Here is a 22,409-nt window from a genome sequence, read left to right as displayed (position 1 = left end):
GTCGGCCTCTCCCAATGCCTGACGCGATAGGCGGTTCCGATTCTGGCCTGAGGGTGGACAAACAAAGGCGAAGCTGTGACCGCTCTGCCACTGTTGCTCGAAGGCAACAGAGTGATCAGCCGCCGGTCAGCAGGCCGTCAAGCGACGGCAGGATCAGCGCCGGCGGGAAATCCCGGTATTCCTCGGGCTGGTTGGCGCGGTTGATCCACACGGTGCGAAAGCCGAATTTGGTGGCGCCGGCGATGTCCCAGCGGTTGGACGACTGGAACGAGACGGCGCCCGGATAGAGCCGCCAGCCCGTCGCCACCATGTCGTAGGTCGACGGGTCGGTCTTGAAGCGCCTGACGGCGTCGACCGAAAAGATATCGTCCAGCACCTGGTCGAGGGCGGCCGACTTGACCGCCGCTTCCAGCATCTCGGGCGAGCCGTTGGACAGGATTGCGAGCTTGGCGCCGGATGCTTTCAGCGCCTTGAGCACGGCCGGCACTTCCGGATAGCAGTCGAGCCGCCAATAGGCTTCGAGCAGCTTGGCCTTCAGTCCCTTGTCGGCGGAGGGAACCTTGAGCAGGGCGAAATCGAGCGCCTGTTCGGTGAGCTGCCAGAAATCGGCATAGCCGCCCATCAGCGTGCGCACCCAGGAATATTCCAGCTGCTTGGCGCGCCAGATTTCCGAAAGCAGCGGGCCGTCGGGGCCGATCTCGCCGTCATGACGGCGCACGGCTGCGTGCACGTCGAACAACGTGCCATAGGCGTCGAAAACGTAAGCCGCGTAATGCATGGCGACAGTTTTGAGGGCAGGCGGCGCAAGGTGCAAGCATCGATTGTAGTCTTGATCGCTTTGTTGGGCGCTCTGGCCTCAACAAAAACCGCTCCATGCCGGTTGACGGCGCCGGTCAAAGCATCTTCCAATGCTTGGCACAGGCAGCTTTGAAGCGGAACCGAACAATGACACTGGCGACTGCGGCGCTATCGGCGACATGGACCTTCGTCGACGGCGACTGGTACGAAGGCAACGTCGCCATTCTGGGTCCGCGCAGCCACGCCATGTGGCTCGGCACCAGCGTCTTCGACGGCGCCCGCTGGTTCGAAGGCGTCGCCCCCGATCTCGAGCTGCATGCCGCTAGGGTGAACGCATCGGCGACCGCGCTCGGCCTCGCGCCGTCGATGAGCGCCGATGAGATCGTCGGCCTGACCTGGGACGGGCTGAAGAAGTTCGACGGCAAGACAGCGGTCTACATCAGGCCGATGTACTGGGCCGAGCATGGCGGCTATATGGGCGTGCCGGCCGATCCGGCCTCGACCCGTTTCTGCCTCTGCCTCTACGAATCGCCGATGATCTCGCCGACCGGCTTTTCGATCACCGTGTCGCCGTTCCGGCGGCCGACCATCGAGACCATGCCGACCAATGCCAAGGCCGGCTGCCTCTATCCCAACAATGGCCGCGCCATTCTCGAAGCCAAGGGACGCGGCTTCGACAATGCGCTGGTGCTGGACATGCTGGGCAATGTCGCCGAGACCGGAACCTCGAACATCTTCCTGGTCAAGGACAGCCACGTGTTGACGCCGGCGCCCAACGGCACCTTCCTGTCCGGCATCACCCGCTCGCGCACCATGACGCTGCTTGGCGATTACGGCTTCAAGACCACGGAGAAGATGCTGTCGGTGCGCGACTTTCTCGAAGCCGACGAGATATTTTCGACCGGAAATCATTCCAAGGTCGTGCCGATCACCCGCATCGAGGACCGCGATCTGCAGCCCGGGCCGGTGGCCAAGAAAGCGCGCGACCTCTATTGGGAATGGGCGCATTCGACTTCCGCCGGTTGAGCCGCTAAAAGGCAATTGGCGCTTCATTCCGGAGTTGTTCCAGATCAATGCAGCCCTATCTTAATCCGGTATCCGCACCGGATTTTTCCATGAGGAGTATGACCGATGGCTTTTGAATTGCCCGCCTTGCCCTACGACTACGAGGCCTTGCAGCCTTACATGTCGAAGGAGACGCTGGAGTATCACCACGACAAGCACCACAAGGCTTATGTCGACAACGGCAACAAGCTGGCCGCCGAAGTGGGCCTTGGCGATCTGTCGGTCGAAGAGGTGGTCAAGCAGTCGTTCGGCAAGAATGCCGGCCTCTTCAACAACGCAGCCCAGCACTACAACCACATCCATTTCTGGAAGTGGATGAAGAAGGGCGGCGGCGGCAACAAGCTTCCGGGCGCCCTACAGAAGGCTTTCGACGCCGACCTCGGCGGCTACGACAAGTTCAAGGCCGACTTCATCGCCGCCGGCACCACGCAGTTCGGTTCGGGCTGGGCCTGGGTCTCGGTCAAGGACGGCAAGCTGGCGATATCCAAGACGCCGAACGGCGAGAACCCGCTCGTCCATGGCGCATCGCCGATCCTCGGCGTCGATGTCTGGGAACATTCCTATTACATCGACTACCGCAACGCGCGGCCGAAATATCTCGAGGCCTTCGTCGACAGCCTCATCAACTGGGACCATGTCCTTGAAATGTACGAAGAGGCGAAAGCCTGATCGACCCAGAGAAGCCCCGGCATCGGGGCTTTTCTTTTTTTGCTGAAACAGGAGGTACACGGAAATTCGGCAGAATCCGGCCGGCGGACAGGGAATAATCCCGGCCCGCCCTCCGTTAACGTTAGGTCGCGACCCCCTCATCATCCTGGAGCCAATTGAATGAGAAAGCTTGTTATCGCCATCTCTATGCTCAGCCTCGCCGCCTCGGCGGCTTTTGCCGACCCGATCCTCGACCGACAGGGACTGATGAAGGAACGCGGCAAGATTGTCGGCGGCCTGTCGAAGATCGCCAAGGGCGAAGCGGACTTCGATGCCGCCGCCGTGCTGACGGCGCTGCAGGCGCTGCAGGTCAACGCGGAAAAGTTCGATGTCGACACGCTGTTCCCGGCCGGCAGCGACAGCGGTGATACCACCGCCTCGCCCAAAATCTGGAAAGACATGGCGGGCTTCAAATCGACCGAAGACAAGTACCTCGCCGACGTCAAGGCCGCAGTCGCCGCCGCACCCGCCGATGTCGATGCGCTGAAGGCGCAGATCGATACGCTCGGCAGTGATTGCGGCACCTGCCACAAGACCTATCGGGTGAAGAAGAGCTGATCCCGGTCAATGCCCTTGTGGAAAAAATTTGTCGGCGCCGCCCTTGTCCTGGGTGTCGTCGGTGCCGGCGCCGGCTGGCTGTTGTCGGCGCCGGTCAAGCTCGACACTGACACCCTGGCGCAGCTCGGCCCCGGCGACGCCGCCAGGGGCAAGCGCATTTTCAATGCCGGCGGCTGCACCTCCTGTCACGCCAAGCCAGGCTCGCAGGGTGACGCCCGTTTGCAACTGGTCGGCGGCCTCGAGCTCAAGACGCCGTTCGGCACCTTCGTGCCGCCCAACATCTCGCAGGATCCCAAGGACGGCATCGGCGCCTGGACGGTCGAGGACCTTGCCAACGCCATGCTGAAGGGCGTGTCGCCGTCGGGCGAGCATTTCTATCCGGCCTTCCCCTACGCATCCTACGCCCGCATGAAGCCGGCTGATATTGCCGATCTCTATGCGTTCCTGAAGACGCTGCCGGCGGTCGCCGGCAAGGCACCCGACAATTCCCTGAGTTTCCCCTTCAACATCCGCCGCGGCCTCGGCCTGTGGAAGCGGCTCTATCTCAGCAAGGAGCCGGTGATTGCCTTTGCCGATGGCACGCCTGATCCGGTACTCGCCGGCCGCTATCTGGTCGAGGGGCCTGGCCATTGCGGCGAATGCCACACGCCGCGCGACTTCACCGGCGCCACTAGGAAGAGCCAGTGGCTGGCTGGCGCGGCGGCAGCCGAAGGCAGCGGCGTCGTGCCGAACATCACATCGGGCGAGGGCGGGCTCGGTGACTGGTCGGAAGCCGACATCGCCAACTATCTCGAAACCGGTTTTACCCCCGATTTCGACTCGGTAGGCGGCGCCATGGTCGACGTGCAGCGCAACATGGCCGAACTGCCGCCGGGAGATCGCGCGGCAATAGCCGCCTATCTCAAGGCGGTGCCGCCGCATCCCAACGGCTACCCGGTGCGCAGCAAGCCGGCCAAGTGATCCCGGCTACAGGTGGCGATCTACAGGTGGCGATCGCCGAGGAAGTCGAAGCCCGTCTCGAAGAAATGGCTGTAATTGCAGGTCAGTTCCTCGCCGGGTGCGATGTCGCGCAAGGCATAGGTTTCCTCGGGCGAGGAGACATCGCAATTCGGTTCGTCGTCATGGTTCATGTAGCGGGCGTCGTCGGCTTCGAAGACGATGTAGTTCGGATCCCGGCGGTCTGGATAGGAATAACGGTCGAGATAGTTCTTCACCGGGCCGCTCTCGCCTTCATAGGTCTCGACGTCGATGATCCGGTCGAATCTGGGGTCGAGCTTCCAGACCAGCGTGCCCTTGGCAATGTGGTTCCTGGCGAAAACCCCGATGCCCTGGATCGGTGATTTCTCGAGATAGGTGTCGACGAGCAACATAGTGGCCCCTTTGCGTATGTCATGGTCTGGAAGGTGGCGCGCATGGGTAGCGCGCAGCCATTGCAAATGCGAGTGAAAATGAGCAGCCCGGAATTCAAAAGGTGACGACCGGCGCGCCTCGACGGGCGCGCTTTTCGCTTCGACATCAGCGCTGCTGCAAGGCCAGACGAACGCCTAACGCGCAGTAGATGCCGCCAACCACCTTGCCTTGCCATTTCACCACCGACGGATTGCGGCGCAGGAACGTGCCGAGCCGGCCCGCACTCACGGCAAAGACGACTGTGCTGAAAAGGCCGAGCAGAACAAAGATTATGCCCAGCGTCATCAGCTGGAGCATCACCGATCCGTTTTCAGGCCGCACGAACTGGGGCAGGAAGGCGAGGAAGAAAAGCGCCGTCTTTGGGTTAAGCACTTCGGTCAGGACAGCTTGACGAAACGCCTTGCTGGCGGAGATCGCGAGTGCGCCGGCAGTAGGGTCGGCCGGTATTCTCTCGATGATTGCGCGGATGCCGAGGTAAACGAGATACGCCGCGCCGATATATTTTACGACGCTGAACAGCGTTGCCGAAGTGGCGATGATCGCCGAAATGCCGACCATCGCCATGATGGTATGGAACACATCGCCAGCCGCGACGCCCGCGCCCGTCGCGACGCCGACCCTGGTTCCGGAACTCGTCGCTCGCGTGACCGTCAAAAGCGTGGCTGGGCCTGGAATAAACACAAAGCCAAGCACAACCGCTATGTAAGCCGTCAAGGTGGATAGATCGATCATTGCGACGCCTCCGTTGCATTCTCAGCCTTGCCCGTAACCTCGGGTTCGGGCTTGGCCGTAACCTTGAGCGCGAAGGAGTAGGTATAGGCGATCTCCTCCAGCCTTGAAAAGCGGCCGGAGGCGCCGGCATGGCCGGAATCCATGTTGATCTTGAACAGCACCGGATTGTCGCCGCTCTTGCGCTCGCGCAGCCGCGCCACCCATTTGGCCGGCTCCCAATAGGTGACGCGCGGATCGGTGAGGCCGGCCAGCGCCAGTATCGGCGGGTAGTCGTGATCGGCGACATTGTCATAGGGTGAGTAGGCGGCGATCGTTTGGTAATCTTCCGCCGACGCGATCGGGTTGCCCCATTCCGGCCACTCCGGTGGCGTCAGCGGCAAGCTTGCGTCGAGCATCGTGGTCAGCACGTCGACAAAGGGAACCTCGGCAACGATGGCGCCGAAACTATGCGGCGCCATGTTGGCGATCGCACCCATCAGCATGCCGCCGGCCGAGCCGCCTTGCGCGACGATGCGGTCGTGTTGGGTGTAACGCTCGGCGACGAGATGCTGCGCGACGGCGATGAAATCGGTGAACGTGTTCATCTTGTGCGCCCGCTTGCCGTCGTCATACCAGCCATAGCCCTTGTCCTTGCCGCCGCGGACATGGGCGATGGCAAAGACAAAGCCACGGTCGACCAGCGAGAACCAGTTGGTGTTGAACGCCGCCGGAATGGCAATGCCGTAAGAGCCGTAGCCGTAAAGCAGGCACGGTGCGGAGCCATCGAGCGGCGTGTCGCGGTGGTGCAGCAGCGAGACCGGCACCAGTTCGCCATCGGCGGCCGGCGCCATCAGCCGGCGCGTGACATAATGATCCGGATTGTGACCGGACGGCACTTCCTGGGTCTTCAGCAGCACACGCTCGCGGCTGCGCATATTGTAGTCGAAGACCTGCGCCGGGGTCGTCATCGACGAATAGGTGAAGCGCATGATCTCGGTGTCGTATTCATAGGACCCCGACAGGCCGAGCGAGAACGCCTCTTCGTCGAACGAGATCAGATGCTCCTCGCCGCTGCGGCGATCGCGAACGACGATGCGCGGCAGCCCTTCCTTGCGTTCGAGCCTGACCATATGATCCCTGAAGCCGACCACCGACAGGATCAGCCGGCCTGGCTCGTGCGCCACCAGCTCTTCCCAGTTGGCGCGAACCGGGTCATCAGCCGGCGCCGTCATGATCTTGAAGTCCTTGGCGCCGTCGGCATTGGTGAGGATGAAGAAGATGTCGCCGCCTTCTTCCAGATCATATTGCAGGCCGGTCTCGCGCTTTGCCACCAGCTTTGGCTCGGCGAAAGGCTCATCGGCGCGCATCAGGTGATATTCCGAGGTTTCGTGGTCGTTGATCCCGATCATGATCCATTCGTTGGAGCGCGTGCCGCCGACATCCATGAAGAAGCCGGGATCGGTTTCCTCATAAATCAGCCGGTCATTAAGGGGGCTGCCGCCGAGCGCGTGGAACAGCACCTTGGACGGGCGATGATTGTCGTCGAGCCTTGTGTAGAAGAAGCCGTCATCGGCGGCATTCCAGACGCCGCCACCACTGGTGGCCTCGATCTGGTCGCTCAGTTCCTTGCCGCTGGTGAGATCGCGCACGCGAAGTGTGAAGAATTCAGAGCCCTTGTCGTCGAACGCCCACAACAGCTTGCGGTGATCGGCCGAATGGTCGACGCCGCCGAGGCGGAAATAGGGCTTGCCCTCGGCTTCCGCGTCGCCATCGAGCAGGATCTGCTCATCGCCGCCATCGCGCGGCATGCGGAAATAGCGGGGCTGTTCGCCGCCAAGCTTGAAGGATGAGCCGTAAGCATAGGGGCCATCCTTCATCGGCACCGTGGAATCGTCTTCCTTGATGCGCCCCTTCATCTCGCCGAACAACTGCTTCCGAAGCTCTAGCGTATCGGCCATAAGCACTGCTTGATAGGCGTTTTCGGCTTCGAGATGGGCGCGGATGCGGCCCTCAAGCAGGGAAGGGTCCCTGAACATCGCCTGCCAGTTCTCGGCCCTCAGCCAGGCATAGTCATCTGTGCGGGTAATGCCGTGATGCGTGTCGAAGACGGGGTGTTTCTCGGGGCTCGGCGGGCTGGCGGTCGGAAAAGCTGAGGTCTTGGTCATTGCGTCTCACTGAAGAAATTACTTGAATGGCAAATGAACACGCCGATCAGCGCGGGTTCAAGGGCCGGGATGTATTGGTTGCGGCGGGCTCGGGAGATGAGCCAAAAGGAGAGGATGATGAATTTCCATATCAACACCGCTGCGGCTCTCGCCGTCGTCGCTTCGACCGTTCTGGCTTTCACCGGCCAGTCTCATGCAACCGCGTTCGCCGCTTGGCAAGTGGCTGGCGTGCCGTTCGGCGACACGCTCAACGTTCGCAAATATCCGTCCGGCACCTCGCAGAAGCAGGCCGCCTATCCCAACGGGACGATCCTGCAGATGACCGGCAAGTGCACCGGCGGCTTGAATCTTCTGGAGATCGCCGGCCAGCCGCACTGGAAGCAGAAACAGGCAATTCGCTATCAATGGTGTCAAGTTTGGCACGACCCGGCGCAAAACGGTGGTTTTGTTAGTGGCTGGGTCTATGGAAAATACCTCACGCCGTATTGAATCCGGTCAGACCGAAGATCTTCTTCGGCGGGTTTCGCCAACGCTTTGCAACTTGCGGTTTGGTACGAATCCGACAATCAGCTGCCCAAACCTTGAAGCATAGATCAAGCATCGCTGCCCACTTTATGAGTCCCTGCTGATTTAGCGATGGCGTGACCTTACGTCATGCTAGTCCTGGTCCGACCAGAAAATATCGCGAAGTTACAGAGTGCACGAAAGATTGAAGCTGAAGAGCGACTATTCGATGAATATCGTTGAATATAGCGCAAGATGCGAATTGACTTACTTTGTCTGTGGGCTCATTAAGATGCCCGGACGCGAATCCATGAAGCTCTTCCCGCGTGAAATTCGCGCCATGCCCGATCTTCCAAAAAGGGCGCAAACAGAAACATCCTTCGTTGGGGCCTAAACCATGGATATCGTCGAAACACCTTCCAGAAATAGCGATGCGCTGATCGAGCTGACCGCCGATGTGGTGGCAGCCTATGTCAGCAACAATCCCGTGCCGGTCGGCGAATTGCCGAACCTTATCGCTGATGTCCATGCCGCTCTCGGGCGCGTGGGCGGAGCAAGCGAACAGCCTCCGGCCGACAAGCAGAAGCCTGCGGTAAACCCGAAGCGCTCTGTTCATGACGATTACATCGTCTGCCTTGAAGATGGCAAGAAGTTCAAGTCGCTGAAGCGCCACCTGATGACCCATTACGGTCTGACGCCCGATGAATACCGCGAGAAGTGGAATCTCGACGCCAGCTATCCGATGGTTGCCCCTAACTATGCCGCTGCCCGTTCGCAGCTGGCCAAGAAGATGGGCCTCGGCCGCAAGCGCAAGGGGCGGTAACACCGGCTCCAATGGACAAGATCAACGGCGCCCCTTACGGCGCCGTTTTTGTTTCTAGAACAATTCCAGGAAAACTGCCGAGCGCTTTCCCTTGGAATTGCGTCGAAAGAAGAGAAGATAGAGCAATCAAGCAGTCTGCTTGAGAGCCATCTCGGCGTCCCGCTTGACGCGCTTGACCATCGAGCGCAGGCCATTGGCCCGCTGCGGCGACAGATGTTCGTCGAGGCCAAGCGACCTCAGCGTCGCCTCTGCGTCCGTTTCAAGGATCTGGCTGGCAGTCCGTCCCGAAAACAGCGCCAGCATGATGGCGACCAGACCGCGCACGATATGAGCGTCTGAATCGCCTGTGAAGGTGATGACCGGATCGGCGCCCGGCGCTCGGCTCGTGGTCAGCCAGACCTGGCTGACGCAGCCCGGCACCTTGTTGGCGGCGTTGCGTTCGGCGTCGGGAAATGGCGGCAGCGCTTCGCCGAGCTCGATCACATAGCGATAGCGGTCTTCCCACTCGTCGAGCAGGGAGAAGTCGTCGCGGATCGTCTGGATCGTCGTGGCCATTGCTCGCGATATAGTCATCCGCGGCTGCGGCGTCACGGAAAAAGAAGAAAAGCACCGCAGGCATCGAGAGGTCCGACCGGCCTGCGGTGTCGCTGTAGATACAGCTGAAACGGTGTTTAGTTCTTCGCCACCAGCTTGGCAGGTATGTTGACTGTCGCCGGCAGCACGATGTCCTTGGCGACGCTGCCGGTGGCCAGCGATGTATCGGGCGAGGTCTCGGCGCTCTTGTCGTCCAGCATGGCGGCGGCGATCTTGGCGGTTTCCTTGGCCCGGGCGCTGATCGTATGCATCGCCGACTTGCCGGTTTCGCAGACGTCCGGCTTGCGCTCGCAAATGCCCGCGATGTCGCCGACCGCTTCGCGCGCCGCAAAAAGCGCCTGGAACGGCCCGACGCTCTCGCGGCCATCCTCGTCGGGGCCGACGGTCAGCGGCAGCGCCAGCAACACCAGCGAAAACCAGAACGCCATTCTTATCAAAAAGCCCATCGATCTGCCCTCTCGTCCAATGACCGGATCATGCGTCCATGCGCAATGACCTCTTTATATCAGCGACAATGGCACATGAGGCGCAAAGGACGGCTTTCTTGCTCAGCGAAAATTTTCCTCAAATTTTAGGCAAATTCGAAGCGAGGCGTTTTGCAGTGCATTAGCCTCAAATGCCGGCAATTTTCTTAACCTTGCAGTAACCATCTAAGCGATTGTTGCGCATGGATATCTTCAGAAGAGCAGGCATGCCGGCTCAGGGTTTCGCAGCCACGGGCACGCCCTTTGCACATAACGCTCCGTTTACTATGGCCACAAATGGCGGTGCATTCCGGTGCCGGCGCTCCAATTTTTGCCGCAGCGCGCTCGTTGTTCCGGTCAGCCTTATTCATTCCTTAAACGCTGGATGCGAGTTTCAAACAAGCAAAAGCGACCTGCAAAGCAGGGCAGTCACGACCGGGTGCGAGTGCGTTGAGTTTGACAACTGCCAGATATATTGAACTGCCTGGCGCGCTGGCGGCCGGTTGCGAACGCATGGTCCATCCGGCCATCATCGGCCAGGGCGATCGCCTGCGCCAGCGCCGGTTCATCGGCATCATGCTTGCCGCTCCGTTCTTCGCCGCCGGTGCGGCGGTGACACTGGTCACCTCGGGCATGGGCGCCGCCGTCACCGTCGCAGCCATTTTCGCCGCCTTCGGTCTTTGCTGGTTCGCCGCCTTGCTGGTGGCGGCGTCAGGCAAGATGGCGCTGGCAGCCCAGGTTGCCCTTGCCGCCGGCGGTCTTGCGCTTGCCGGCGCCGTCGCGGCAGCAGGCGGCCTGGCGTCGCCGGTTGCGCTGCTGGCCCTGGCACTGCCATTCGAGGCCTGGTGGATCGGCGGTTCAAAGCGCGCGGCACTTTGGGGCGGCCTCTCGGCCTTGGCCGCAATGCTGCTGCAGCCCTTTGTCGCCTCTGTCGTCCCGCTCGGCGGGGCGCAAGTCGCGGCGTGGCACTGGCTGCTGCCGCTCGCCTGGGGCCTGACGCTGGTTCCCCGGCTCGCAGCCCTAGGCGATGCCGCACGCGCGCAGCCCGCGCTGCTTCCAAACGACCGCCTTGAAGACATGATCGACGCCGTTGTCCTGCATGTCGCCCGGCATGGCGAGGTCCTGGATGCCTCGGCCAAGGCGCGCACCATCCTGAAGCTGCCGCCGGAACTGCTTTTCGGCGCCGGGCTGTTCGACCGCATCCACCTGTCCGATCGCGTCGCTTATCTCAGCGCGCTTGCCGACATGCGCGATGGCGCCCTGGCGCGCCGGCTCGATCTTCGGGTAAGGCTGCCGCAGGACGGCAGCGCCTCGACGGCCGACAATTACCGGCCATTTCAGCTCGAACTGATGCGCGCCGAAGAGCAGCAGGAGACCTTCACTCTGCTGCTGCGCGAGAACGACGAAACTGCCGAATTGCGCGACGAGCTTGCTGCCGCCAATGAGGCCGCAGCGTCGGCCGAGGTGGCAAAGGGCCGCTTCCTGGCGGTCGTCAGCCATGAGCTTCGGACGCCGCTCAACGCCATCATCGGTTTTTCCGACATGCTGCTGCATGAGATGTTCGGCGGCTTCAAGGACCCGCGCCAGAAGGAGTATGTCAGCCTGGTGAAGGAGTCGGGCCAGCATCTGCTTGCCGTCGTCACCTCCATCCTTGATGTCTCGAGGATCGAGGCCGGCGCCTACGCGACCGAGCCCGAACCGTTCCGATTCATCGAAGCGGTCGAGATGTGCCAGTCGATGATGCAGCTGCAGGCGAATGCCAAGAACATCGATCTCCAGGCGCAGATTGCGCCGGACGCCGGGGAGATCAATGCCGACCGTCGTGCCGTGCAGCAGATCCTGATCAACCTCGTCTCCAATGCGGTCAAGTTCACGCCCGATGGCGGCAATGTCGTCGTCGGCGCCAAGCGGATCGGCTCGCGGCTGCATTTCTGGGTCAGGGACACCGGCATCGGCATCGCCGAGGAAGATTTTGTAAATCTCGGCAAGCCGTTCATGCAGATCCAGAACGACTATACGCGCCGCTTCGAGGGCACCGGGCTCGGCCTGTCGCTGGTCAAGGGCCTAGTGGCGCTGCACGACGGCACGATGTCGATCGAAAGCATGCCGGGCGAGGGGACGACGGTCACGATCAGCCTGCCGGTGAACGGGCCGAAGAGGAGCGCGACCGACAGGAACGGGGTGCTGCCGATGCCCGCGACCAGGACGAAAGGCGACGCGAAAGGGGACAGGAATGGCTCGCTCCGCAAAACAGCCTAAGGCGGTCAAGCGCCGCAGCGGCGCGTTCGAGGCCGGCGCGATTGCGCTGGGCGGCGCGATCTCGCGCAATCCGGTCCTGGTCGGCGGCTCGACCGCCTTCCTGGTGACGCTGTTCTACGTTTCCGCCAACGCGCTGTGGTACCAGCCGTTTCCGCATGCCGGCGCCTTCTTCGCCACCCGCAGCATCGAGGGTTTTCCGCACCCCGGCGCGGACGAACCCGAAACCACCATCAACATCCTGCGGCCCGGCCCGGCTCCGGTCAAAAGCGATCCGACCGTCGAGCAGGTCCAGGGCATCCTGAAGGATCTCGATTTCTACACGGGAACGGTCGACGGCATTTCCGGGCCGAATACCCAAAAGGCGATCCAGGCATACCAGCAGAAAGTTGGCCTGCCGGCCTCCGGTGAGATCGACGCCGTCCTGCTCGACCAGCTCGGCGCCAAGCAGACAACAGCTGGCAACCCGCATCCTGTGCCGAGGCCCGTGGATATGGCCGCCGCTCGAGTTGCCGCGCCCGAGGCCGCGCCTGCGCCCATCCCGGTTTCCGCGCCGGTATCCGCCCAGGCGCCCGATGCCCGCATCGTCAAGATCCAGGCCGGCCTGAAGGCATTCGGCAATGACGACATGCAGCTCGACGGCGTCGTCGGCGCCCGCACCAAGGCGGCGATCAAGGAATTCCAGTCGCTATTCGGCCTGCCGGAAACGGGCGAGCCCGACGAGGTCGTCTACGTCAAGATGCGCGAGATCGGCCTGACCAATTGAGTGGTCAAGACGACCGCTCGCGGATAGACGAAAATCCGGCTAAGACGCCGCGCATGTCCTCCGGAGCCTCGTCATGCGCGTAACCACCGAGTTTTGGGTGTCGGCCCTGCTGCGCCGTGTTTTCGGCGCCGGCGGCTTTGCGGCCGTCGTCAAGCGCGGCGCAACCGAGGCCGGCGCTGTCTTCGTGCTCTCCCGCGGCAGGCTGGGCGACGTCTCCCTGTTCGGCCCGGCGCCGCAGACGAGCTACGATTCGGACAAACCGGATGATCGCTTTTTCACGCTGCTCGGCGCCGGCGACGATGCCGCCGCGCTTGACGCCAGGCTTGAGCGGGAGAAAAAATTCGATCCCGACATCTGGGTGGTCGAGATCGAGGCCGCAACGGTTTCCGTCGAGGAGCTTCTCTCCGTCAAGACGCCTTGAGGCTGGCCGCTAAGCTGGCTTTGTCGTCCGGCGCTTGGTCGCCATTCGCGGCGACAGGGGTGTTGCCGCGCACCGCTCGCGACAATGTTTCGGCCTTCCAGCCGCGCACCTTGTCGAGCGCCGCCTCGTGGTGCAGCAGCCGGTAGCGGTCGAGGAAGATGCGGATCGCCTGCGGGTGCGGAAACTCCCGGGGGTAAACCGCGACCACGATCAGGAATGCCCTGTCCTCGCTGAGGTCGAGCGCCCGCAGCGCGGCGAGCAACGAGACATAGCTCGAATGCTCGGTCAGCGACCGCGCCGTGGAGAAGTCGATGTCGAGCGCGTCGGCAAGCGCGGTCTGAAAGAAGGCGGCGTTGCCGGTCAGCGCCGTCTCGCGCAGCTTGCTGTAAGTTGCTGAGCCGACGAAGGGATTGACCGATGTCGCCTCGCCCTCGGCGAGCATCATCGAGCGCAGGCGGCGCCTGGCGGTTTCGGCGGCGCTGCCGGGCAGTTTTGGTGCGCTGGGAGCGGCGGCAGCGGCTTCGGCACCGTTGCCCGCCACGTCGGCGATCGGCTCGGGCTGCCGCACGCGCACCAGGGTCGGCTTTTCCAGCGCCTTGATCAACTGCGCGATGGCCGGGTTCAAATCCTTGCGGCGGGCAATGGCGCGCGCATGCGGCAGGCCGTGGCGGCCGATCAACGCGATCAGGTCGATGTCGCCCAGCGCCCGCGAACGGACGAGCAAAGGCGCGCAGACATCGACCGGCTCCTCGCAAAGCCGCCGCACCAGGGCGGCCGGCGCATATTCGCATTCGGACAGGGCGGCGGCGACATAGCGGCGCGATTCGTCCGGCACGCTGTCGAACAGCGGCAGCGTCAGATCCTCGAGCTGGGCGATCTCGCGGCGCGACGGGCGGGTCAGCGAGCAGAACGCCGACACGGCGGCGCGAAACAGCCTTTCGGCTTTTCCCGATTCCGTCCGTATGGCGATTTGCCTGAAATCCGAAGCTGACACGGAAGATACGCCCGACACTCGACACAACCCGGACCATGCTCAACCGCAACTGTGTCGGTTTCGCGCTAGGCCTGGAACAAACATCAAATTAGCCGCGATCCGTTAGCGCTCCGTTAACCCTCTGCCGGCCTTAATCACATTTGGAGGCGTTGCGTTGTGCTCCGGGGCAACCGAGAGGAATACGCGAACCATGGGCATGGTACTGTCTTTCGTGCCGCGATCGGCACCAGTCAATCGAGCAGTTCAGGACACCGGTACGCCGGCGGCGGTGATCATTTTTCCCGGCGTCCGCTACGAGCATCCGCCATTGGCGGGCCAGGCGCGACCGGCGGACCAGCCGGGCACACCACGGACGCCTGTTCCGCACCACTGAATTTGCTGGTCGTCGGGGTGAGGTCAGTAGTCCTGCAGTTCGCAGGAGCTCTGGTCCAGGAACTGCGACACAACCGGCTTCCAGCTGTCGTCAGGCACCAAGGCGCGGATGACGAAGATGCCTTCCTCGATCGGCGCCTCGACGAAGATCGCCCCTTGCAGGTCTTCGGGAAGCTCCCTGCGCACGTCGATCATCTGTGCCGGCGTCAGCACCACGGTGTCCAGCTTGTTGCCGGTCGCCGTGCGGTCGTTGAATGAATAGAAATTGTGGCCGTTGCGGTCATAGACCGACACCGACCAGAACGGCACGCTGCCCGGCGCTTTGATCCGCACCACGCCTTCGGCAAGGTCGAAGCGGCAGGCGGCGGCGTAAAACAGCGGATCCACCGACTTCACCACCGGCGCGCCGCCCGCCTCGGCATCCAGCCTGGTCATCTTGTAGAGGTCGGACGCCATCGCCAGCCGTGACCAGGCATCGCGCTCGGTAAATTCCGGCACCAGCAAAAGCACCACGATGTGGACGATGCCGGCGCCGAGCAGGCCGAGCAGGATGGCGTGCAGCAACCTACGCATTGCAGCCAGCCTTGACGATCCGGGGCAGCGACACGTCGGAAAGGCCGGTGCTTGAGGCAATCGGCGTGTCGTAGAAGGTGAGCACGAAATACATCCGGCCAAAACCTTCGGTCAGAAGCCAGTTGCCGGGGGCCGGACGGTTGCCGACGGCGATGATCACCGAATTGTCGGGCTGACGCAGCACCTGGTAGGATTGCAGCGCCGCCAGCCTCGGCTTGCCGGTGTCGACCACGCCGAGCGATTGATCCGCGGCATAGAGCGTCCAGAACCGGGCGGTCGGGAAACTGCCTTCGATCCTGTAGTCGCATTGCCGCTGAAGCTCATCGCCGGCCGCATCGCGTTCGGCGATGAAGGACAAGCCTTCCGCCTTGCCGAGCGCCAGCACGCCCTCGCGCGCCACGCGCGCCTTCGAATAGGGGTCGGCATCTTGCGTGCCGATCTCGGGGAAGGCGGTCCATTGGCCGATGCTGATCGCGCCGACGCCGCTCTGCGCCTGCAGCGCATACCAGACGCTGCCGCCGCCGAGGCCGATGGCTATGGCAAGCGAAAGCAGCGTGAAAAAGGCGGTCTTGAGCATGAAGAACCGGGACGAGAGAATTATCGTTCGGGGATATAGCGGGGCAGGCCACAGAGCAAGCAGCGCTGTGGAATCAAAGCGCCGACAGGGTCTCCGGTGTCTGCGGCGAGCCGAGCACGGGCGCTGTCTGGAACACCTTGGTCATCTCGCGCAGCGTCTGTGTCGTGCGGCTGGACAACACCGCCGGGCGCTCGGCCGCGGCATCGGCGGCTGCCTGATCGGCGTTTTTCTTCTCCGCTTCCTCGGCTTTGGCCGCGATCTCTTCGTCGACGAAGGGCTTGTCTAGGCCGGGGATCGGCTTCAGGTCGATATTCTGGTGCGCGTAGACCATCAGCCGCTGCCACACCATCGCCGGCAGCGTGCCGCCGGTCATGTTGCGGGTCGGGGTGAAGTCGTCATTGCCGAGCCAGACGGCAGCCGTGTAATTGCCGGTGAAGCCGACGAACCAGGCGTCGCGGTAGGATTGCGTCGTCCCCGTCTTGCCAGCGACGACGATGTTGGGCAGCTGCGCGCGCCGCGCGGTGCCGATCGCCGGCACCGCAGCCAGCATGGTGTTCATGTATTTCAAAGCCTGTTCCGACAGAACCCGATGCGGCGCCGGCGCATCCTTGGCAAAGTCGTAGACGACATCGCCGGTGCGGGTGACGAGCTGGGTGATGCCGTGCCGCGAGCCGGCGAAGCCGTTCTGCGCGAACACGCTGTAGCCCGTCGCCTGGTCCATGACCGTCATGCCCGATGTGCCGAGCACCATGGTCTTGTGCGACTCCAGCGGCGATTCCACGCCGAATGATTCGGCCATCGCCTTGATCGGGCCGATGCCGAGATAGTCCTTGGCCAGCCGTACCGGCACGGTGTTGATCGATTTGGCGATCGCCGTGATCAGCGTCACATTGCCGGCCGAGCCGCCATTGTAATTGTGCGGTGACCAGCCGCCCCAACTGATCGGCCCGCCTGAGACGACGGAGTCCGGGGTGAACCCGTGCTCCATGGCGGTGGCGTAGACGTAAGGTTTGAACGAGGAGCCGGTCTGGCGCAGCGCCTTGGTGGCGCGGTTGAACTGGCTTGCGCCATAGTCGCGGCCGCCGACAATGGCGCGCACCGCGCCATTGGTCTCGATCACTACAACGGCGCCCTCGGTGACGTTGTATTCCTTGCCGAACTGGCGGAGATGGAATTCGACGGATTCCTCCGCCGCTTTCTGGATGTTGGCGTCGAAAGTGGTGTGTGCGACCAGCGAATGCTGGCCGGGCTTGGCGATCTTCTTGACCTCATCGAAGGCCCAGTCGAGGTAATAGTCCGGGCTCTTCTGCTCGCCGCGGTCGACGATCTCGGCTGGATGCAGCCTTGCCTGCAGCACCTGGCCTTCGGTCATGAAACCAGAATCGACGAGGTTCGACAGCACCACATTGGCGCGAGCACGGGCGGCGGGCAGGTTGATGTGCGGGGCGTATTTGGTCGGCGCCTTGAACAGGCCGGCCAGCATCGCCGCCTCGGCGAGGTTCAGATCCTTGACGCTCTTGCCGAAATAGAAATCCGCCGCCGCCTCGATGCCGAACGTGCCGCCGCCCATATAGGCGCGGTCGAGATAGAGCTGCAGGATCTCCTTCTTCGACAGATTGGCCTCCAGCCACAGCGACAGGAAGGCTTCCTTGATCTTGCGCTGGAAGGTACGCTCATTCGACAGGAACAGGTTCTTGGCCAGCTGCTGGGTGATGCTGGAGCCGCCCTGGACGACGGAATTGGCCCGCACATTCTCGAAGATGGCGCGCGACAGGCCGAGCACGTCGATGCCGTAGTGCTCGAAGAAGCGCCGGTCCTCGGTCGCCAGCACTGCTTTGATGACATGGTCCGGCATCTCGTCGACAGGCACGGAATCGCGCTGGATGATGCCGCGCTGGCCAATCTCGTTGCCGTAGCGGTCGAGGAAGGTGACGGCGAAATCGCCCTGACTGCGCCAGTCGCCGGTGGTGATCTGGAAGGCCGGCATCGCGAGTGCGAGCAGCACGACGACGCCGCCGGCGCCCATCGTAAAACCTTCGCTCAGCACCTCGATGATGCCGCGTCGCCAGCCGGTGACTCGGAAGCGCCGCGAAAAAATGGTTGCCGATTCCCAGAACTGGCCGGCCTTGAAGCCGATTTCGTAGAGCGAGGAATCGATCCAGGCGTCCACCGCCAGCAGTGCGGCGGCGATCGGACCTCTTCGTCTTGGACGTCGTTCTAAAGGACTGGCCATTCCCGAAACTCACCCAACCCACCTGATAACCGCAAGCGGGCAATTTCAGGGCGGGCATACCCGGCGAAGACTATTCTTCCATTTCAGCCCGGCTCACAAGGGCAGCCAGGCCACACCGCACGGTTTGTTGAGCGCCGCCCGGATCGTGACGCTGGAGGTCGACGCCGTCGATGCCGACGCCAGTGGCTTCGAGCCAGTCTGGCACAAGGGCGGCGCGTCGGCTTCGTCGCCTCAGCCGGCTATGGCTACACAATAGGCAAAAGCGTCGCGCTGACGTTGCTGGGCGACGAATTCGCCGGGGAGGGGACCGCGCTTTCGGTGCACATTGTCGGCGTCGAGCGGCCGGCGCGAATTATTCCGGCCTCGCCATACGACCCCGAGGGCAGGCGATGCGGCAATGAGGAGTTTTGGCCATGGTCGATGACATCATAAGGGAGACCAGGCGCGAGCGCCGGCGCGGGCACACCGGTGAGGCCGGCAGCGGGCCAAGCCGCCACCCGAACTATCGCTCGCTCAAGAACCCGTTCCTGCCGCAGCCGGTGTTTTCGGACGACCAGGTCGCGGCCATCCACGACACGGCGTTGCGCGTGCTGGAAGAGCTCGGCATCAAGGTGCTGCTGCCGGAGGCACGGGCGATCTACGCCAAAGCCGGTGCGCTGGTCGACGAGGACAGCCAGATGGTGCGCATCGGCCGCGATATTGTCACTGCGGCACTGGCCTCGGCGCCGAAATCCATCCGGGCGCTGGCGGGCAACCGTAGCCGCGATCTCATGCTGGAGCTCGGCTCGATGACGTTCCTGGCCGGAGCCGGGGCGCCCAACGTCACCGATCTCGAACGCGGACGGCGTCCGGGCACGCTCGCCGCTTTCGAAGAACTGACCAAGCTTGTTCAGAATTTCGACGTGCTGCATATGCTCGGCCCCTGGATCGAGCCGCAGGATGTCGACAACCATTTGCGCCACTATGCCGTCAACCGTGCGCAGCTGACCCTGTCGGACAAGTTCCCCTTCGTCTTCGCCCGCGGCACGCCGCAGGTCGAGGATGGGTTCGAGATGATCAGGCTGGCGCGCGGGCTCTCGCAGGACGAGTTCCTGGCCGGCGTCCATTGCTACACCGTGATCAACACCAATTCGCCGCGCCAGCTCGATATCCCGATGGCGCAAGGCATCATCGACTTCGCCAGGGCCGGCCAGGTCTCTGTCATCACGCCCTTCTGCCTGGCCGGCGCCATGGCGCCGATCACCGTCGCCGGCGCATTGACGCTGCAGCATGCCGAGGCGCTGGCTGGTCTCGCGCTGGCGCAGATGGTGCGGCCGGGCGCACCGGTGGTTTACGGATCCTTCTCCTCCAATGTCGACATGAAGTCCGGCGCACCGGCCTTCGGCACGCCCGAGCACGTCAAGGCGACGCTGGGCGCCGGCCAGCTGGCGCGCTTCACCGGCCTGCCTTGGCGGTCCGGCGGCGGCAGTGCGGCCAACATTTCCGATGTGCAGGCGGCGCACGAGACGCAGTTCGCGCTGTGGGGCTCGGTGCTTGCCGGCGCCACCGTCTGCATCCATGCCGCGGGCTGGCTGGAGGGTGGCCTCAGCGTCTCCTACGAGAAGCTGATCACCGATATCGAGGCATTGCAGACGGTTGCCGAACTCTGCGCTACGACCCCCGGCGACGAGGATTCGATCGGCTTCGAGGCGATCGCTGAAGTCCAGCCGGGCGGGCATTTCTTCTCCGCCGGCCACACCATGACGCGCTACCGCACCGCCTTCTACGAGCCGCTGGTCGCCGATTGGTCGAATTTCGGCAGCTGGACGCAGTCCGGTTCGAAGTCGGCCACCGAGCGCGCCACCGGCATCTGGAAGCGGACGCTGGCCGACTTCCAGCCGCCTGCGTCGGCCGTTGCCACATCCGATGTGCTCGACGAGTTCATTGCCCGCCGCACCGAAGAGGGCGGAGCGTTGCCGGTGTCGTGAGGTTGGCAGCCGTCACGTCGGCCGCTTGTCGCCGGTCTTCGACGGCTCGCGGCGAATCGGCCCGGCATCGGCCTGCCTGTGCTTGTCGGCGGCAATCCGGCGGATGCGATCGAAGCGGCTCTCCTCCGCCGGCTTGGTCGCGGATACAGCGTTTGGCTTCGGGGCGAATGTGATCATCTGTCGATCTCCCTGTCGTTGATGACAGTCTTGACTGACTGACGGAAATTCCTGGCTCGCCGGGGAAATGTCCCCGGCAGCCTGTTCTGATTTATGCCCGCCCAGATTCCAGCGGGCAATTTTCGGGCGATGGTCAGTAGCCGCCCATGCCGCCACCGCCGCCCGCAGGCGCCGCATCCTTGGCCGGAACGTCGGTGATCATCGCTTCGGCGGTGATCAGAAGGGCGGCGATCGAGCCGGCGTCCTGCAACGCGGTGCGCACCACTTTCGCCGGGTCGACGATGCCGGCCTTGATCATGTCGACATAGACCTCGTTCTGGGCGTCAAAGCCCTGATTCTGGTCCTTGCTGTCGGACAGCTTGCCGACGACGATCGAGCCTTCGACGCCGGAATTCTCGGCGATCTGGCGGATCGGCGCTTCAAGCGCCCTGAGCACGATCGAAATGCCGGCGGTCACATCGTCATTGGCGCCGGTCAGGCCGGCCAGAGCCGATCTTGCGCGCAGAAGCGCCACGCCACCGCCGGGCACGATGCCTTCTTCCACCGCCGCGCGCGTCGCATTCAGCGCGTCGTCGATGCGGTCCTTCTTTTCCTTCACTTCAGACTCGGTGACGCCGCCGACGCGGATCACGGCGACGCCGCCGGCGAGCTTGGCCAGCCGCTCCTGCAGCTTCTCCTTGTCATAGTCGGACGTGGTCTCCTCGATCTGGCCCTTGATCTGCGCGATGCGCGCCTGGATGGTCGCCTTGGTGCCGGCGCCGTCGATGATCGTGGTGGTGTCCTTCTCGATCAGTACGCGCTTGGCGCGGCCAAGCATCTCGATGGTGACGTTTTCGAGCTTGATGCCGAGATCCTCTGAAATCATCTGGCCCGATGTCAGCACGGCGATGTCTTCCAGCATCGCCTTGCGGCGATCGCCGAAGCCCGGCGCCTTGACGGCCGCGACCTTGAGGCCGCCGCGCAGCTTGTTGACGACCAGCGTCGCCAGCGCTTCGCCTTCGACGTCTTCCGAGATGATCAGCAGCGGCCTGCCGCTCTGCACCACTGCTTCGAGGATCGGCAGCATCGCCTGCAGATTGCCGAGCTTCTTCTCGTGGATGAGCACGTAAGGCTCTTCCAGTTCGACGCGCATCTTGTCGGCATTGGTGACGAAATAGGGTGAGAGATAGCCGCGGTCGAACTGCATGCCTTCGACGACGTCGAGTTCGGTGTCGGCGGTCTTGGCCTCCTCGACGGTGATGACGCCGTCATTGCCGACCTTGTCCATCGCCTTGGCGATCATGGCGCCGACGCTGGCATCGCCATTGGCGGCGATGGTGCCGACCTGCGCGATCTCGGCCGACGACTTGACCTTCTTGGCCTTCGCCTTGATGTCCTTGACCACGGCGGCGACAGCCTGGTCGATGCCACGCTTGAGGTCCATGGGGTTCATGCCCGCGGCAACCAGCTTGGCGCCTTCGCGCAGGATCGCTGCGGCCAGCACCGTGGCGGTGGTGGTGCCGTCACCGGCGAGGTCGTTGGTCTTCGAAGCCACTTCGCGCACCATCTGCGCGCCCATGTTCTCGAACTTGTCGGCAAGCTCGATTTCCTTGGCCACCGTCACACCGTCCTTGGTGATGCGCGGCGCGCCATAGGCCTTGTCGATGATGACGTTGCGACCCTTGGGGCCGAGCGTGACCTTCACCGCATTGGTGAGGATCTCGACGCCGCGCAACATGCGGTCGCGCGCGTCAGTGGCGAATTTGATTTCCTTGGCAGACATTTTTTTCAATCCCGTTGGTGTGGTGAAGCAAGCGGCTCGCCGGAGCCTGGCAAAGCCAGACCGGTCAAGCGGCCTTCTTGGCTTTGACGCTTTTCTCGGTGACGACCGTCCCGCTCTTTCCGATATTGGCCGTCTCGCTCTTGTCGATGACGCCCATAATGTCGGCTTCCTTCATGATCAGCAGGTCCTCGCCGTCGATCTTGACCTCGGTGCCCGACCATTTGCCGAACAGGATGAAGTCGCCGGCCTTGACTTCGAGCGGAACAAGCGCGCCGTTTTCGTCGCGTGCGCCCGGCCCAACGGCGATGACTTCGCCTTCCTGCGGCTTTTCCTTGGCATTGTCGGGAATGATGATGCCACCCTTGGATTTGACATCGCCTTCGGCGCGCCGGATGACGACGCGGTCGTGGAGTGGCCGAAACTTCATGAGAACTTCTTTCTGGGGCCGGCATAGGCGACCGCGCCGTTCTTATAGGCGTGTTGGCACTCGATAGATAGGAGTGCCAAAAAT

24 protein-coding genes are annotated in these 22,409 nt (G+C 63.0%); 11 read left to right on the top strand and 13 right to left on the bottom strand.

Annotated elements, in window-relative coordinates:
- Positions 1-115: 115 nt before the first annotated feature.
- Positions 116-778, bottom strand: a complete 663-nt coding sequence (locus tag NKL04_RS15745; RefSeq protein WP_023702205.1) for a haloacid dehalogenase type II — start codon at positions 776-778, stop codon at positions 116-118.
- A 167-nt stretch (positions 779-945) separates the two neighbouring features.
- On the opposite strand from NKL04_RS15745, the gene NKL04_RS15740 reads away from it, so the two are divergent.
- The 4 genes from NKL04_RS15740 to NKL04_RS15725 all read left to right on the top strand — a co-directional run bounded on the left by NKL04_RS15740 (position 946) and on the right by NKL04_RS15725 (position 4,089).
- Positions 946-1,824 (top strand): branched-chain amino acid aminotransferase, encoded by an 879-nt coding sequence (locus NKL04_RS15740; RefSeq protein ID WP_023673688.1) that lies wholly within the window; start codon positions 946-948, stop codon positions 1,822-1,824.
- Between the two features lie 105 nt (positions 1,825-1,929).
- Entirely contained in the window at positions 1,930-2,532 is a 603-nt protein-coding gene (locus NKL04_RS15735) for a superoxide dismutase (protein WP_023702204.1), read from the top strand.
- A gap of 159 nt (positions 2,533-2,691) precedes the next feature.
- On the top strand, positions 2,692-3,129 hold the full coding sequence (locus tag NKL04_RS15730) for a c-type cytochrome (RefSeq protein ID WP_023684552.1): 438 nt from the start codon (positions 2,692-2,694) through the stop codon (positions 3,127-3,129).
- Between the two features lie 9 nt (positions 3,130-3,138).
- Positions 3,139-4,089, top strand: a complete 951-nt coding sequence (locus NKL04_RS15725) for a cytochrome c (RefSeq protein WP_023702203.1) — start codon at positions 3,139-3,141, stop codon at positions 4,087-4,089.
- 20 nt (positions 4,090-4,109) lie between these two features.
- Here the strand turns inward: NKL04_RS15725 and NKL04_RS15720 are convergent, their stop codons facing one another.
- From NKL04_RS15720 to NKL04_RS15710, 3 genes are all read right to left on the bottom strand, one after another.
- Entirely contained in the window at positions 4,110-4,499 is a 390-nt protein-coding gene (locus tag NKL04_RS15720) for an SET domain-containing protein (RefSeq protein WP_023673684.1), read from the bottom strand.
- Positions 4,500-4,644: 145 nt separating this feature from the next.
- Entirely contained in the window at positions 4,645-5,271 is a 627-nt protein-coding gene (locus tag NKL04_RS15715; RefSeq protein WP_023702202.1) for a LysE family translocator, read from the bottom strand.
- A complete protein-coding gene (locus NKL04_RS15710; protein ID WP_023702201.1) occupies positions 5,268-7,415 on the bottom strand; it encodes a S9 family peptidase in 2,148 nt (715 codons plus the stop codon). The genes NKL04_RS15715 and NKL04_RS15710 overlap by 4 nt, the downstream gene beginning before the upstream one ends.
- 114 nt (positions 7,416-7,529) lie before the next feature.
- Here NKL04_RS15710 and NKL04_RS15705 point away from each other — a divergent pair, with 114 nt between their 5' ends.
- Both NKL04_RS15705 and NKL04_RS15700 read left to right on the top strand, forming a co-directional pair.
- Positions 7,530-7,904 carry an SH3 domain-containing protein gene (locus tag NKL04_RS15705; RefSeq protein ID WP_023702200.1) on the top strand — a complete coding sequence of 125 codons (375 nt, stop codon included), beginning with the start codon at positions 7,530-7,532 and terminating at the stop codon, positions 7,902-7,904.
- A gap of 412 nt (positions 7,905-8,316) precedes the next feature.
- Positions 8,317-8,742, top strand: a complete 426-nt coding sequence (locus NKL04_RS15700) for a Ros/MucR family transcriptional regulator (RefSeq protein WP_023673680.1) — start codon at positions 8,317-8,319, stop codon at positions 8,740-8,742.
- A gap of 126 nt (positions 8,743-8,868) precedes the next feature.
- On the opposite strand, the gene NKL04_RS15695 is transcribed toward NKL04_RS15700, so the two are convergent.
- The gene (locus NKL04_RS15695) at positions 8,869-9,297 is read right to left on the bottom strand and encodes a SufE family protein (protein ID WP_023673679.1); all 429 of its coding nucleotides are present in this window, start codon (positions 9,295-9,297) and stop codon (positions 8,869-8,871) included.
- Positions 9,298-9,413: 116 nt separating this feature from the next.
- Positions 9,414-9,782, bottom strand: coding sequence for a DUF5330 domain-containing protein (locus NKL04_RS15690; protein ID WP_023684546.1), 369 nt, complete (start codon positions 9,780-9,782; stop codon positions 9,414-9,416).
- 531 nt (positions 9,783-10,313) lie between these two features.
- Here NKL04_RS15690 and NKL04_RS15685 point away from each other — a divergent pair.
- The 3 genes from NKL04_RS15685 to NKL04_RS15675 all read left to right on the top strand — a co-directional run bounded on the left by NKL04_RS15685 (position 10,314) and on the right by NKL04_RS15675 (position 13,243).
- A complete protein-coding gene (locus tag NKL04_RS15685) occupies positions 10,314-12,059 on the top strand; it encodes a sensor histidine kinase (protein ID WP_023709816.1) in 1,746 nt (581 codons plus the stop codon).
- On the top strand, positions 12,034-12,822 hold the full coding sequence (locus tag NKL04_RS15680; RefSeq protein WP_023702199.1) for a peptidoglycan-binding domain-containing protein: 789 nt from the start codon (positions 12,034-12,036) through the stop codon (positions 12,820-12,822). Before NKL04_RS15685 ends, NKL04_RS15680 begins: the two co-directional genes overlap by 26 nt.
- A 73-nt stretch (positions 12,823-12,895) precedes the next feature.
- The gene (locus tag NKL04_RS15675; protein WP_023670160.1) at positions 12,896-13,243 is read left to right on the top strand and encodes a DUF1491 family protein; all 348 of its coding nucleotides are present in this window, start codon (positions 12,896-12,898) and stop codon (positions 13,241-13,243) included.
- Here NKL04_RS15675 and NKL04_RS15670 read toward each other — a convergent pair.
- The 4 genes from NKL04_RS15670 to NKL04_RS15655 all read right to left on the bottom strand — a co-directional run bounded on the left by NKL04_RS15670 (position 13,230) and on the right by NKL04_RS15655 (position 17,992).
- Entirely contained in the window at positions 13,230-14,237 is a 1,008-nt protein-coding gene (locus NKL04_RS15670; RefSeq protein WP_023702198.1) for a DUF2336 domain-containing protein, read from the bottom strand. The two genes, NKL04_RS15675 and NKL04_RS15670, sit on opposite strands and share 14 nt — an antisense overlap.
- 396 nt (positions 14,238-14,633) lie before the next feature.
- Complete coding sequence (locus NKL04_RS15665) at positions 14,634-15,182, bottom strand: DUF1254 domain-containing protein (RefSeq protein WP_023702197.1); 549 nt, start codon at positions 15,180-15,182, stop codon at positions 14,634-14,636.
- Complete coding sequence (locus NKL04_RS15660; RefSeq protein WP_023670163.1) at positions 15,175-15,759, bottom strand: DUF1214 domain-containing protein; 585 nt, start codon at positions 15,757-15,759, stop codon at positions 15,175-15,177. Before NKL04_RS15660 ends, NKL04_RS15665 begins: the two co-directional genes overlap by 8 nt.
- 73 nt (positions 15,760-15,832) lie before the next feature.
- The gene (locus NKL04_RS15655) at positions 15,833-17,992 is read right to left on the bottom strand and encodes a transglycosylase domain-containing protein (protein WP_023687235.1); all 2,160 of its coding nucleotides are present in this window, start codon (positions 17,990-17,992) and stop codon (positions 15,833-15,835) included.
- 42 nt (positions 17,993-18,034) lie between these two features.
- Between NKL04_RS15655 and NKL04_RS15650 the strand changes: the two genes are divergently transcribed.
- Together NKL04_RS15650 and NKL04_RS15645 are read left to right on the top strand one after the other, a co-directional pair.
- Complete coding sequence (locus NKL04_RS15650) at positions 18,035-18,424, top strand: glycine cleavage T C-terminal barrel domain-containing protein (RefSeq protein WP_348529210.1); 390 nt, start codon at positions 18,035-18,037, stop codon at positions 18,422-18,424.
- Positions 18,406-19,959 (top strand): trimethylamine methyltransferase family protein, encoded by a 1,554-nt coding sequence (locus tag NKL04_RS15645; protein WP_023684538.1) that lies wholly within the window; start codon positions 18,406-18,408, stop codon positions 19,957-19,959. The genes NKL04_RS15650 and NKL04_RS15645 overlap by 19 nt, the downstream gene beginning before the upstream one ends.
- Before the next feature lie 12 nt (positions 19,960-19,971).
- On the opposite strand, the gene NKL04_RS15640 is transcribed toward NKL04_RS15645, so the two are convergent.
- The 3 genes from NKL04_RS15640 to NKL04_RS15630 all read right to left on the bottom strand — a co-directional run bounded on the left by NKL04_RS15640 (position 19,972) and on the right by NKL04_RS15630 (position 22,325).
- Complete coding sequence (locus NKL04_RS15640) at positions 19,972-20,136, bottom strand: hypothetical protein (protein WP_023687237.1); 165 nt, start codon at positions 20,134-20,136, stop codon at positions 19,972-19,974.
- Positions 20,137-20,269: 133 nt separating this feature from the next.
- Entirely contained in the window at positions 20,270-21,898 is a 1,629-nt protein-coding gene (gene groL, locus NKL04_RS15635; protein ID WP_023702196.1) for a chaperonin GroEL, read from the bottom strand.
- A gap of 64 nt (positions 21,899-21,962) precedes the next feature.
- Positions 21,963-22,325, bottom strand: a complete 363-nt coding sequence (locus NKL04_RS15630; RefSeq protein WP_352535137.1) for a co-chaperone GroES — start codon at positions 22,323-22,325, stop codon at positions 21,963-21,965.
- Positions 22,326-22,409 lie beyond the last annotated feature (84 nt).

Source organism: Mesorhizobium sp. C264A, assembly GCF_040324515.1.
Taxonomy (GTDB): domain Bacteria; phylum Pseudomonadota; class Alphaproteobacteria; order Rhizobiales; family Rhizobiaceae; genus Mesorhizobium.
The sequence above is the reverse complement of the archived record's forward strand: the minus strand, read 5'-3'. Positions and strand labels throughout refer to the sequence as shown.

Bases quoted from the DNA above. Each gene is read 5' to 3' on its own strand.
- groL (WP_023702196.1), bottom strand. From the start codon at position 21,898: ATGTCTGCCAAGGAAATCAAATTCGCCACTGACGCGCGCGACCGCATG.
- NKL04_RS15695 (WP_023673679.1), bottom strand. From the start codon at position 9,297: ATGGCCACGACGATCCAGACGATCCGCGACGACTTCTCCCTGCTCGAC.
- NKL04_RS15690 (WP_023684546.1), bottom strand. From the start codon at position 9,782: ATGGGCTTTTTGATAAGAATGGCGTTCTGGTTTTCGCTGGTGTTGCTG.
- NKL04_RS15685 (WP_023709816.1), top strand. From the start codon at position 10,314: ATGGTCCATCCGGCCATCATCGGCCAGGGCGATCGCCTGCGCCAGCGC.
- NKL04_RS15725 (WP_023702203.1), top strand. From the start codon at position 3,139: ATGCCCTTGTGGAAAAAATTTGTCGGCGCCGCCCTTGTCCTGGGTGTC.
- NKL04_RS15660 (WP_023670163.1), bottom strand. From the start codon at position 15,759: ATGCTCAAGACCGCCTTTTTCACGCTGCTTTCGCTTGCCATAGCCATC.
- NKL04_RS15675 (WP_023670160.1), top strand. From the start codon at position 12,896: ATGCGCGTAACCACCGAGTTTTGGGTGTCGGCCCTGCTGCGCCGTGTT.
- NKL04_RS15645 (WP_023684538.1), top strand. From the start codon at position 18,406: ATGGTCGATGACATCATAAGGGAGACCAGGCGCGAGCGCCGGCGCGGG.
- NKL04_RS15630 (WP_352535137.1), bottom strand. From the start codon at position 22,325: ATGAAGTTTCGGCCACTCCACGACCGCGTCGTCATCCGGCGCGCCGAA.
- NKL04_RS15740 (WP_023673688.1), top strand. From the start codon at position 946: ATGACACTGGCGACTGCGGCGCTATCGGCGACATGGACCTTCGTCGAC.
- NKL04_RS15640 (WP_023687237.1), bottom strand. From the start codon at position 20,136: ATGATCACATTCGCCCCGAAGCCAAACGCTGTATCCGCGACCAAGCCG.
- NKL04_RS15705 (WP_023702200.1), top strand. From the start codon at position 7,530: ATGATGAATTTCCATATCAACACCGCTGCGGCTCTCGCCGTCGTCGCT.
- NKL04_RS15730 (WP_023684552.1), top strand. From the start codon at position 2,692: ATGAGAAAGCTTGTTATCGCCATCTCTATGCTCAGCCTCGCCGCCTCG.
- NKL04_RS15665 (WP_023702197.1), bottom strand. From the start codon at position 15,182: ATGCGTAGGTTGCTGCACGCCATCCTGCTCGGCCTGCTCGGCGCCGGC.
- NKL04_RS15710 (WP_023702201.1), bottom strand. From the start codon at position 7,415: ATGACCAAGACCTCAGCTTTTCCGACCGCCAGCCCGCCGAGCCCCGAG.
- NKL04_RS15745 (WP_023702205.1), bottom strand. From the start codon at position 778: ATGCATTACGCGGCTTACGTTTTCGACGCCTATGGCACGTTGTTCGAC.
- NKL04_RS15715 (WP_023702202.1), bottom strand. From the start codon at position 5,271: ATGATCGATCTATCCACCTTGACGGCTTACATAGCGGTTGTGCTTGGC.
- NKL04_RS15735 (WP_023702204.1), top strand. From the start codon at position 1,930: ATGGCTTTTGAATTGCCCGCCTTGCCCTACGACTACGAGGCCTTGCAG.
- NKL04_RS15680 (WP_023702199.1), top strand. From the start codon at position 12,034: ATGGCTCGCTCCGCAAAACAGCCTAAGGCGGTCAAGCGCCGCAGCGGC.
- NKL04_RS15700 (WP_023673680.1), top strand. From the start codon at position 8,317: ATGGATATCGTCGAAACACCTTCCAGAAATAGCGATGCGCTGATCGAG.
- NKL04_RS15655 (WP_023687235.1), bottom strand. From the start codon at position 17,992: ATGGCCAGTCCTTTAGAACGACGTCCAAGACGAAGAGGTCCGATCGCC.
- NKL04_RS15720 (WP_023673684.1), bottom strand. From the start codon at position 4,499: ATGTTGCTCGTCGACACCTATCTCGAGAAATCACCGATCCAGGGCATC.